This is a genomic window from Yersinia kristensenii, assembly GCF_900460525.1.
In the GTDB taxonomy this organism is placed as follows: Bacteria; Pseudomonadota; Gammaproteobacteria; order Enterobacterales; family Enterobacteriaceae; genus Yersinia; species Yersinia kristensenii.
The window spans coordinates 1,137,339-1,148,866 of sequence record NZ_UHIY01000001.1 but is presented as its reverse complement, the minus strand read 5'-3'; the positions used below and the strand labels follow the sequence as shown (position 1 = coordinate 1,148,866).

Below are 11,528 nucleotides of genomic sequence, written 5' to 3'. Positions count from 1 at the left end.
TAGAACTTTTATGCTAACTGGTTACCGGGAGTAAACCATTCACGTCGTGAATTTAACAAATCTGCTGCTGACATAGCTTTCTTTCCAGCCGGTTGCAGTTGCGTGATATTCAAAACACCATCAGCGGTGGCAATTTGAATGCCATGCTTATCGGCCTGAATGATTGTTCCAGGTGCGACATTATCAACAGTTGCGAGCACTTGTGCTTGCCAAACTTTGATTGGCTGCTCATCCACAACGAAATAGCTGACTGGCCAAGGATTGAAAGCACGAATACAACGCTCTAACTGAACAGCAGAAAGTGACCAATCTAGTTTGGCTTCCTCTTTGCTGAGTTTTTCTGCATAAGTAACTTGCGCTTCATCCTGTACTTCGGGCTGTGCACGGCCTTCGGCCAATTGTTGCAGTGTGACTAATAAGCCCTGAGGGCCAAGCTGTGCCAGTTTATCGTACAGTGTTGCACTGGTGTCTTCTGGCTGAATATTACACTCAATCTTATGCAACATATCACCCGTATCTAGCCCGACATCCATCTGCATGATAGTCACACCGGTTTTTGCATCGCCGGCCCATAGTGAACGTTGGATTGGTGCAGCGCCGCGCCAACGCGGTAGCAGGGAACCATGGACATTAATACAGCCTAGTCGCGGCATGACCAAAACGGATGCCGGTAGAATCAAGCCATAAGCAACCACCACCATAATATCCGCGTTAAGATCGGCAACTAAGTGTTGATTTTCTTCCGGCCGTAATGATTTTGGCTGAAAAACGGGAATGTTGTGTTGTTCGGCTAATACCTTCACCGGGCTTGGGGTGAGCTTATTACCTCGTCCCGCCGGACGGTCAGGTTGAGTGAAAACACCTACAATCTGATGTTGAGAAGACAACAACGCGCCTAAATGGCGCGCTGCAAAGTCAGGAGTTCCGGCAAAAATAATCCGCAAAGAGTCAGACACATTGGTTTCCTGCAATTAATTGGTTTCCTGCATTAAAATAGGTTAGTCGGCGCGGGCGTTCAACTTAGCCATTTTCTCCAGCTTTTGGCGGATACGCTGACGTTTCAGTGGAGATAAATAGTCCACAAACAGTTTGCCCACCAAGTGATCCATTTCATGCTGGATACAAATTGCCAATAAGTCATCAGCTTCTAGCTCGAACGGCTTACCGTCACGATCCAGTGCTCTGATTTTGACTTTTTCAGCTCGAGGAACTAACGCGCGTTGCTCAGGGATGGATAAGCAACCTTCTTCAATGCCGGTTTCACCGCTTTTTTCCAGCAATTCGGGGTTAATCAACACCAAACGTTGGTCACGATTTTCCGAGACATCAATGACGATAATTTGCAGGTGAACATCCACTTGTGTTGCAGCAAGGCCAATACCTTCCTCTGCGTACATGGTTTCGAACATGTCGTCCACGATGCGCTGGATTTCACCATTGACTTCTTTTACTGGCGCTGCAATTTTGCGCAGCCGCTCGTCTGGGTAATGTAATACTTGTAATACTGACATAAATATCTAGATCTGCGTCCGAGTAGTGAATGATATTCAGTCTCTATTCTAGACATTTCCGGCCATGATTGACAGCATCGTCTACCAATTGAACAAATTGGCGTCAGTTTAGAAAGAATGCCAGGGAGGCGGTATGTTAGCGGCAGAATTATGGCTCAGGATGAGCTATGTCAAAGGACTCGGGGCAATAAAAAGCAGTGCATTGGTTCGGCGACTACTGGCCAGCGGTGATGTTCACCTCGGGAGGTTAGCTGCCTATGGGCTGGATCCACAGCAATGTCAGCAATTTACTCAGGTCGATCCCCATTATATTGACGCCACACTGACTTGGTTGGATCACCCCTCTCATTACTTACTTGCATACGGCGAAACGGGTTATCCAGCGCGCTTGACCCATATTTCTGCTGCCCCCTTAGTTATTTTTGTTTCCGGTAACCTGGATGTTCTTTATCGCCCACAAATCGCCATGGTGGGTAGCCGCCATTTTAGTCATTATGGTGAACAGTGGGGCCGATATTTTGCTTCAGAGTTGGCTCAAACAGGATTAGTTATTACCAGTGGTCTGGCGGTAGGGATTGACGGGATATGCCACAAGGCGGCCCTGAATGCCAAAGGAAAAACTATTGCTGTATTAGGGAGTGGACTGGAGCACATATATCCGCGCCGTCACAGTCAATTAGCGCGCGAAATTGAGTATCAAGGCGGGGTTTTAGTCTCCGAATTTCTGACGACAGCATTACCTATTGCCGCCCATTTCCCGCGAAGAAACCGTATTATCAGCGGATTAAGTTCTGCAGTGTTAGTTGTTGAAGCAACAATGAAAAGTGGCTCTTTAATTACTGCCCGCTATGCTATGGATCAAGGACGAGATGTTTTTGCGCTTCCGGGGCCACTCGGCAGCGCAACCAGTGAGGGGGGCCACTGGCTGATTCAACAGGGAGCATACTTGGCCAAATCAGCTCATGAGGTCGCCGAACAGGTTGGTGGTTCGCTGCAATGGCTATCATTGCCCGATAAAGTAATTATTTCTTCATCTGAAGAGCAAGTTGAATTGCCATTTGCCGATGTGTTGGCTAACGTAGGAGATGAGGTGACACCCGTTGATGTCGTCGCCGAACGTGCCGGCCAACCTGTGCCAGACATCGTTAGCAAATTGCTCGAGCTGGAGTTAGCAGGGTGGATCGCAGCTGTACCCGGCGGCTATGTCCGATTAAGGAGGGCAGGCCATGTTCGACGTTCTAATTTACTTATTTGAAACTTATATGCATAACGAATCGGAAATGCTTGTTGATCAAGACAGGATTACTGATGATCTTGCACAAGCAGGTTTCTATCGTGAGGATATCAACAACGCCCTGAACTGGTTAGAGGCTCTCGCCGACCTACAAGAAGGGCAGAAAGCACCTTATCTCTATGCTGCTGATCCGCAAGCATTGCGTATTTATACGGCAGAAGAGTGCCAACATCTGGATGCCACTTGCCGTGGTTTTATCCTGTTTCTTGAACAAATTCAGGTATTACACCTTGATACCCGTGAGATGGTTATTGACCGTATTATGGCGTTGGACTCGAATGAGATTGACCTGGAGGATCTCAAATGGGTTGTATTGATGGTGCTGTTTAACATTCCGGGTTATGAAAGCGCCTATCAGCAGATGGAAGAGTTACTTTTTGAAGTCAATGAAGGTTATTTGCACTAAGTGGTAATATCACTGGCAAATAACTTTATATAGAAGGCGTTATGACAAAAACAGTTACTGCCAAGGATAATGGGTCGTGTCCGGAGTGTGGATCGGCGTTAGTCATTCGCAGCGGCGGTCATGGCCCATTCCTTGGTTGCTCACATTATCCGGGCTGCCAGTACATGCGCCCACTGAAAGCGCAATCCGACGGCCATATCGTGAAAGTTCTGGAAGGGCAGCATTGTCCTGAATGCGGTTCGGATATGGTGTTGCGGCAAGGGCGTTTTGGTATGTTTATTGGTTGTAGCCAATATCCGCAATGTGACCATACTGAAGTCATTGATAAACCGGATGAAACATCAATTGACTGCCCACAGTGTGGTCAAGGCAAATTACTACAGCGAAAATCTCGGTTTGGAAAAGTCTTCCATGCCTGTAATCGTTATCCCGATTGCCAGTTTACAATTAATCAGCAACCTATTGCTGGAGAGTGTGCTTATTGCCACTATCCATTGTTAATGGAAAAGAGAACGGCACAAGGCGTAAAGCGTTTTTGCGCGAGTAAGTTATGTGGGAAGGCAGTAGTCAGTGAATAATAACAACGTGAATAAGTCAGAGAATAATACCGTTTTGGCGGATGTATTGCGGGCATTGCAGCAGGAAGAAGTTATAGCCTATCCGACCGAGGCTGTGTTTGGGCTGGGTTGTGACCCTGATAGTGAAAAGGCCGTTAATGCTTTATTAGCATTAAAACAGCGGCCATGGCAGAAGGGGCTGATTCTAATTGCTGCCAATTATGAACAGTTAAAACCGTATCTGAATGACGCGGCCCTAAGTGATACCCAGCGAGAGGCTATTTTCTCCAGTTGGCCCGGGCCGGTAACTTGGGTTATTCCGGCCCGCCCTGAGACGCCGCGCTGGCTAACGGGCAGCTTTGATTCATTAGCAGTAAGAGTGAGTGACCACCCACTCGTACAGCAGCTTTGCTCGCAATATGGGAAACCTTTGGTTTCAACGAGTGCTAACTTAAGTGGCCAAGAGCCTTGCCGTACAACGGAAGAAGTCAGAAAGCAATTTGGTGTTTCACTGCCCGTATTCACGGGTTTAGTTGGTGGTCGTTTGAATCCATCTGAAATCAGAGATGCTTTAACCGGCAAACAATTTCGTCAAGGATAGGAAATAGCATGGATCAGAAGTTTGCAGTGTTTGGTAACCCAATTGGGCACAGTAAGTCGCCAAGGATCCATGCGCTCTTTGCTGAGCAAACCGGTATTGAACATGGCTACGGTATGGTTTTGGCTCCTAATGAAACCTTTGAAGAGACATTAACGTCTTTTTTTGCGGGGGGAGCTATAGGCGCGAATATAACGACACCATTTAAAGAACGCGCTCATGCGAAGTGTGACGAATTGACCGATCGTGCGTCACTGGCCGGGGCGGTCAATACCATTAAGCAATTAAAAGATGGGCGCTTGTTGGGTGACAACACTGATGGCATTGGTCTCCTCAGTGACCTTGAACGACAGAATTTGATCCAAACAACAGATCATATTTTATTGGTGGGGGCTGGTGGGGCGGCTCGGGGTGTGATCCTTCCTTTACTATCCTATGGCTGTAAGGTTGTTATCACTAACCGGACTTATACTCGTGCACAGCAACTTGCAGAAGTATTCCATCATTTAGGGGATATAGATGCTATTGAGATGCAAGATCTGAGTGGGCAGCAGTTTGATTTAATCATCAATGCAACAGCCTCGGGTATTCATGGTGAAGTACCAAACTTGCCTGTAGATATTATTAACCCACAAACTCGTTGCTACGATATGTTCTATCAGGCTGATATTACGCCGTTTTTAGCCTGGAGTGCGTGCTTGGGGGTGACGAACTATGCCGATGGTTTGGGCATGTTGGTGGGGCAGGCGGCGCATGCTTTTCAGTTATGGCATGGTGTGATGCCTGAAATTACTCCTGTATTAAATCAGCTGCGTGATGAGTTAGGTAAATAGAAAGTCGCTGAATAATGCAGGGAAGATAGGATTGATCCCCTGCATCAGAAATTAATCTTTATTTGGTTTCTGCTAGATAGTCATCTTTCCAGCGTACATAGTTACCTGCGGAATAGAGTAGGCCTTCTAATTCAGCAGGTGTTAAAGGGCGAACTTGTCTGGCGGGGCTACCCATATAAAGGTGGCCGCTAACCAATCGCTTTCCAGGGGAAACCAAACTACCCGCTCCAATCATCACATCATCTTCTACAATCGCCCCATCTAACACGATGGAACCCATTCCTACTAATACCCGGTTACCAATAGTGCAACCGTGAAGCATGGCTTTATGTCCGACAGTCACATCTTCGCCAATAATCAGCGGGTTGCCCTTGGGATTCTGTTCTGAGTGATGGGTAACATGTAACACACTACCATCTTGAATATTAGAGCGTGCGCCAATGCTAACCTGATTAACATCACCACGAATGGCAACTAACGGCCAGACACTGACATCATCACCCAAAATAACATTACCAATGATCACACTGGATCTATCGATCATGACGCGTTTACCTAGCGTAGGTAAGTAATGAAGATAAGGGCGAATAGTATCGGACATAATAATAGCCTCTTTATAAGAAAGTACTTTACCGGCAATACTAGCCTTTGCTGATGGAATTACAACCAATCGGCGGTGGGGATCGCCATGAAAATACCGCGGATCGACCAAGATCTGCACGTAAGGAGTGAAAAGTATTCAAACAGAAGAAAAACGCGAGAAAAGAGTTGTGCAAAAAATTCGACTCCCTATAATGCGCATCCATCGAGACGGCACACAACGAATCAAGTAGTTAAGTGACCGGCGAAGAGAACAGAGAAATTCAACGAAATTAAGTGTTGACTCTGAATGAGGAAAGCGTAATATGCGCACCTCGCGTTACCAACCACGTGTTGCTAACGCACTGCTCTTTAACAATTTATCAGACAATCTGTGTGGGCACTCGCAAGACGATATCGAAGCCTGTTTCGGCAGGCAGAAGAAATATCAAAGTCTTGAAGAGTGACCAAAGCAGTACACATTTGAACTTCGGTTCGAATGCATATTTGCAGAAAGTAATCTTTGAGCATCGCTATGTTAACTCATAGCAAATCAAACAAATCTTAAATTGAAGAGTTTGATCATGGCTCAGATTGAACGCTGGCGGCAGGCCTAACACATGCAAGTCGAGCGGCAGCGGGAAGTAGTTTACTACTTCGCCGGCGAGCGGCGGACGGGTGAGTAATGTCTGGGAAACTGCCTGATGGAGGGGGATAACTACTGGAAACGGTAGCTAATACCGCATGACCTCGCAAGAGCAAAGTGGGGGACCTTCGGGCCTCACGCCATCGGATGTGCCCAGATGGGATTAGCTAGTAGGTGGGGTAATGGCTCACCTAGGCGACGATCCCTAGCTGGTCTGAGAGGATGACCAGCCACACTGGAACTGAGACACGGTCCAGACTCCTACGGGAGGCAGCAGTGGGGAATATTGCACAATGGGCGCAAGCCTGATGCAGCCATGCCGCGTGTGTGAAGAAGGCCTTCGGGTTGTAAAGCACTTTCAGCGAGGAGGAAGGGTTCAGTGTTAATAGCACTGAGCATTGACGTTACTCGCAGAAGAAGCACCGGCTAACTCCGTGCCAGCAGCCGCGGTAATACGGAGGGTGCAAGCGTTAATCGGAATTACTGGGCGTAAAGCGCACGCAGGCGGTTTGTTAAGTCAGATGTGAAATCCCCGCGCTTAACGTGGGAACTGCATTTGAAACTGGCAAGCTAGAGTCTTGTAGAGGGGGGTAGAATTCCAGGTGTAGCGGTGAAATGCGTAGAGATCTGGAGGAATACCGGTGGCGAAGGCGGCCCCCTGGACAAAGACTGACGCTCAGGTGCGAAAGCGTGGGGAGCAAACAGGATTAGATACCCTGGTAGTCCACGCTGTAAACGATGTCGACTTGGAGGTTGTGCCCTTGAGGCGTGGCTTCCGGAGCTAACGCGTTAAGTCGACCGCCTGGGGAGTACGGCCGCAAGGTTAAAACTCAAATGAATTGACGGGGGCCCGCACAAGCGGTGGAGCATGTGGTTTAATTCGATGCAACGCGAAGAACCTTACCTACTCTTGACATCCACAGAACTTAGCAGAGATGCTTAGGTGCCTTCGGGAACTGTGAGACAGGTGCTGCATGGCTGTCGTCAGCTCGTGTTGTGAAATGTTGGGTTAAGTCCCGCAACGAGCGCAACCCTTATCCTTTGTTGCCAGCACGTAATGGTGGGAACTCAAGGGAGACTGCCGGTGACAAACCGGAGGAAGGTGGGGATGACGTCAAGTCATCATGGCCCTTACGAGTAGGGCTACACACGTGCTACAATGGCAGATACAAAGTGAAGCGAACTCGCGAGAGCAAGCGGACCACATAAAGTCTGTCGTAGTCCGGATTGGAGTCTGCAACTCGACTCCATGAAGTCGGAATCGCTAGTAATCGTAGATCAGAATGCTACGGTGAATACGTTCCCGGGCCTTGTACACACCGCCCGTCACACCATGGGAGTGGGTTGCAAAAGAAGTAGGTAGCTTAACTTTCGGGAGGGCGCTTACCACTTTGTGATTCATGACTGGGGTGAAGTCGTAACAAGGTAACCGTAGGGGAACCTGCGGTTGGATCACCTCCTTACCTAACGATACGCATTGCGCAGTGTCCACACAGATTGTCTGATGAATGTCAATGAGCAAGAGCACCTGTTGATGAGGGTGATGACTTGTGTTGTAAAACCTCGATATTGAGATTTCACTGCATCAGTCGTTCGAATGTGTCACCACATTCTCACCTTTACACAAAAATACTGAATCTGTGATTTAGTAGAAATTTTTGTGTCCCCATCGTCTAGAGGCCTAGGACACTGCCCTTTCACGGCTGTAACAGGGGTTCGAATCCCCTTGGGGACGCCACTCCGATAATGTGTGAAAGACATTATCACCTGAATATCTTAAAGATGACTTTAACGAGTCGTGTTTAAGATATTGCTCTTTAACAATCTGGAACAAGCTGAAAATTGAAACAATACAGCTGAAACTTATCTCTCCGTAGATGTACTGAGATAAGGATTAACCTGTATTAGAGTCTCTCAAATAATCGCAATGCTAATGTGTTTATCATTGTTGCAGTGTGAGCGAGAAGATACTCAGCAAGGCGTACAGCGCACAGCAACCGGAGTGAACTCTACGTTCATGAGGATTGCGCGCACTGCACAACAACGCAGAGTGTGTTCGCAGCCACACCAATAAAGAAGAAACACCTTCGGGTTGTGAGGTTAAGCGACTAAGCGTACACGGTGGATGCCTAGGCAGTCAGAGGCGATGAAGGGCGTGCTAATCTGCGAAAAGCGTCGGTAAGGTGATATGAACCGTTATAACCGACGATACCCGAATGGGGAAACCCAGTGCAATTCGTTGCACTATTGCATGGTGAATACATAGCCATGCAAGGCGAACCGGGGGAACTGAAACATCTAAGTACCCCGAGGAAAAGAAATCAACCGAGATTCCCCCAGTAGCGGCGAGCGAACGGGGAGGAGCCCAGAGTCTGAATCAGTTTGTGTGTTAGTGGAAGCGTCTGGAAAGTCGCAGGGTACAGGGTGATACTCCCGTACACAAAAACACACTTGCTGTGAACTCGATGAGTAGGGCGGGACACGTGACATCCTGTCTGAATATGGGGGGACCATCCTCCAAGGCTAAATACTCCTGACTGACCGATAGTGAACCAGTACCGTGAGGGAAAGGCGAAAAGAACCCCGGCGAGGGGAGTGAAATAGAACCTGAAACCGTGTACGTACAAGCAGTGGGAGCCTACTTTGTTGGGTGACTGCGTACCTTTTGTATAATGGGTCAGCGACTTATATTTTGTAGCAAGGTTAACCGAATAGGGGAGCCGTAGGGAAACCGAGTCTTAACTGGGCGTCTAGTTGCAAGGTATAGACCCGAAACCCGGTGATCTAGCCATGGGCAGGTTGAAGGTTGGGTAACACTAACTGGAGGACCGAACCGACTAATGTTGAAAAATTAGCGGATGACTTGTGGCTGGGGGTGAAAGGCCAATCAAACCGGGAGATAGCTGGTTCTCCCCGAAAGCTATTTAGGTAGCGCCTCGTGAACTCATCTTCGGGGGTAGAGCACTGTTTCGGCTAGGGGGCCATCCCGGCTTACCAAACCGATGCAAACTCCGAATACCGAAGAATGTTATCACGGGAGACACACGGCGGGTGCTAACGTCCGTCGTGAAGAGGGAAACAACCCAGACCGCCAGCTAAGGTCCCAAAGTCATGGTTAAGTGGGAAACGATGTGGGAAGGCATAGACAGCCAGGATGTTGGCTTAGAAGCAGCCATCATTTAAAGAAAGCGTAATAGCTCACTGGTCGAGTCGGCCTGCGCGGAAGATGTAACGGGGCTAAACCATGCACCGAAGCTGCGGCAGCGACGCTTAGGCGTTGTTGGGTAGGGGAGCGTTCTGTAAGCCGTTGAAGGTGACCTGTGAGGGTTGCTGGAGGTATCAGAAGTGCGAATGCTGACATAAGTAACGATAATGCGGGTGAAAAACCCGCACGCCGGAAGACCAAGGGTTCCTGTCCAACGTTAATCGGGGCAGGGTGAGTCGACCCCTAAGGCGAGGCTGAAAAGCGTAGTCGATGGGAAACAGGTTAATATTCCTGTACTTGGTGTTACTGCGAAGGGGGGACGGAGAAGGCTAGGCTAGCCGGGCGACGGTTGTCCCGGTTTAAGCATGTAGGCGGAGTGACTTGGTAAATCCGGTTGCTTATCAACGCTGAGGTGTGATGACGAGTCACTACGGTGATGAAGTAGTTGATGCCAAGCTTCCAGGAAAAGCCTCTAAGCATCAGGTAACATTAAATCGTACCCCAAACCGACACAGGTGGTCAGGTAGAGAATACTCAGGCGCTTGAGAGAACTCGGGTGAAGGAACTAGGCAAAATGGTGCCGTAACTTCGGGAGAAGGCACGCTGGCATTAGGTAAAGGGACTTGCTCCCGGAGCCGAAGCCAGTCGCAGATACCAGCTGGCTGCAACTGTTTAATAAAAACACAGCACTGTGCAAACACGAAAGTGGACGTATACGGTGTGACGCCTGCCCGGTGCTGGAAGGTTAATTGATGGGGTCAGCCGCAAGGCGAAGCTCTTGATCGAAGCCCCAGTAAACGGCGGCCGTAACTATAACGGTCCTAAGGTAGCGAAATTCCTTGTCGGGTAAGTTCCGACCTGCACGAATGGCGTAATGATGGCCAGGCTGTCTCCACCCGAGACTCAGTGAAATTGAACTCGCTGTGAAGATGCAGTGTACCCGCGGCAAGACGGAAAGACCCCGTGAACCTTTACTATAGCTTGACACTGAACATTGAGCCTTGATGTGTAGGATAGGTGGGAGGCATTGAAGTGTGGACGCCAGTCTGCATGGAGCCAACCTTGAAATACCACCCTTTAATGTTTGATGTTCTAACTCGGCCCCGTGATCCGGGGTGAGGACAGTGTCTGGTGGGTAGTTTGACTGGGGCGGTCTCCTCCCAAAGAGTAACGGAGGAGCACGAAGGTTAGCTAATCACGGTCGGACATCGTGAGGTTAGTGCAAAGGCATAAGCTAGCTTGACTGCGAGAGTGACGGCTCGAGCAGGTACGAAAGTAGGTCTTAGTGATCCGGTGGTTCTGAATGGAAGGGCCATCGCTCAACGGATAAAAGGTACTCCGGGGATAACAGGCTGATACCGCCCAAGAGTTCATATCGACGGCGGTGTTTGGCACCTCGATGTCGGCTCATCACATCCTGGGGCTGAAGTAGGTCCCAAGGGTATGGCTGTTCGCCATTTAAAGTGGTACGCGAGCTGGGTTTAGAACGTCGTGAGACAGTTCGGTCCCTATCTGCCGTGGGCGTTGGAAGATTGAGAGGGGCTGCTCCTAGTACGAGAGGACCGGAGTGGACGAATCACTGGTGTTCGGGTTGTCATGCCAATGGCATTGCCCGGTAGCTAAATTCGGAAGAGATAACCGCTGAAAGCATCTAAGCGGGAAACTTGCCTCGAGATGAGTCTTCCCTGGGGCTTTAAGCCCCCTGAAGGAACGTTAAAGACTATGACGTTGATAGGCTGGGTGTGTAAGTGCAGCGATGCATTGAGCTAACCAGTACTAATGATCCGTGAGGCTTAACCTTACAACACCGAAGGTGTTTTGTATTTGAGAGATTGATTGATATTTTCAGCGAAGTTCCGAGATTGGGCTGACTGGCGAGGTAGAGATACTGAGTGGGTT

At 48.9% G+C, this 11,528-nt stretch carries 9 protein-coding genes, 1 tRNA gene and 2 rRNA genes; 9 read left to right on the top strand and 3 right to left on the bottom strand.

What is annotated here, in order from left to right; all coding sequences use genetic code 11:
• Positions 1–8: 8 nt before the first annotated feature.
• Positions 9–956, bottom strand: a complete 948-nt coding sequence (gene fmt, locus DX162_RS05345) for a methionyl-tRNA formyltransferase (RefSeq protein ID WP_032820253.1) — start codon at positions 954–956, stop codon at positions 9–11.
• A gap of 42 nt (positions 957–998) precedes the next feature.
• Positions 999–1,511, bottom strand: coding sequence for a peptide deformylase (gene def / locus DX162_RS05340; protein ID WP_004391400.1), 513 nt, complete (start codon positions 1,509–1,511; stop codon positions 999–1,001).
• Positions 1,512–1,644: 133 nt separating this feature from the next.
• Between def and dprA the strand changes: the two genes are divergently transcribed.
• From dprA to aroE, 5 genes are read left to right on the top strand one after another with little or no spacing between them, the layout of a single operon-like run.
• On the top strand, positions 1,645–2,766 hold the full coding sequence (gene dprA, locus DX162_RS05335; protein ID WP_004391399.1) for a DNA-protecting protein DprA: 1,122 nt from the start codon (positions 1,645–1,647) through the stop codon (positions 2,764–2,766).
• Positions 2,738–3,211 (top strand): DUF494 family protein, encoded by a 474-nt coding sequence (locus tag DX162_RS05330; RefSeq protein ID WP_032820213.1) that lies wholly within the window; start codon positions 2,738–2,740, stop codon positions 3,209–3,211. Before dprA ends, DX162_RS05330 begins: the two co-directional genes overlap by 29 nt.
• Positions 3,212–3,252: 41 nt before the next feature.
• Positions 3,253–3,789, top strand: coding sequence for a DNA topoisomerase family protein (locus DX162_RS05325; protein WP_032820211.1), 537 nt, complete (start codon positions 3,253–3,255; stop codon positions 3,787–3,789).
• Positions 3,790–3,796: 7 nt separating this feature from the next.
• Positions 3,797–4,369: an L-threonylcarbamoyladenylate synthase type 1 TsaC gene (gene tsaC, locus DX162_RS05320; RefSeq protein WP_004391396.1), complete on the top strand. Its 573-nt coding sequence runs from the start codon at positions 3,797–3,799 to the stop codon at positions 4,367–4,369.
• A gap of 8 nt (positions 4,370–4,377) precedes the next feature.
• Positions 4,378–5,199 (top strand): shikimate dehydrogenase, encoded by an 822-nt coding sequence (gene aroE / locus DX162_RS05315; protein WP_004391395.1) that lies wholly within the window; start codon positions 4,378–4,380, stop codon positions 5,197–5,199.
• A 58-nt stretch (positions 5,200–5,257) separates the two neighbouring features.
• On the opposite strand, the gene DX162_RS05310 is transcribed toward aroE, so the two are convergent.
• A complete protein-coding gene (locus DX162_RS05310) occupies positions 5,258–5,800 on the bottom strand; it encodes a gamma carbonic anhydrase family protein (protein ID WP_032820251.1) in 543 nt (180 codons plus the stop codon).
• Between the two features lie 304 nt (positions 5,801–6,104).
• Between DX162_RS05310 and DX162_RS22275 the strand changes: the two genes are divergently transcribed.
• The 4 genes from DX162_RS22275 (at position 6,105) to DX162_RS05290 (ending at position 11,430) form a co-directional block, all read left to right on the top strand.
• The gene (locus DX162_RS22275) at positions 6,105–6,245 is read left to right on the top strand and encodes a hypothetical protein (RefSeq protein WP_162928760.1); all 141 of its coding nucleotides are present in this window, start codon (positions 6,105–6,107) and stop codon (positions 6,243–6,245) included.
• Between the two features lie 99 nt (positions 6,246–6,344).
• Positions 6,345–7,887, top strand: a 16S ribosomal RNA gene (locus DX162_RS05300).
• A 199-nt stretch (positions 7,888–8,086) separates the two neighbouring features.
• Positions 8,087–8,162, top strand: a tRNA-Glu gene (locus DX162_RS05295).
• A gap of 360 nt (positions 8,163–8,522) precedes the next feature.
• Positions 8,523–11,430, top strand: a 23S ribosomal RNA gene (locus DX162_RS05290).
• Together the 16S and 23S rRNA genes with 1 tRNA gene alongside form the textbook arrangement of a ribosomal RNA operon.
• The last annotated feature ends 98 nt before the right edge of the window (positions 11,431–11,528 follow it).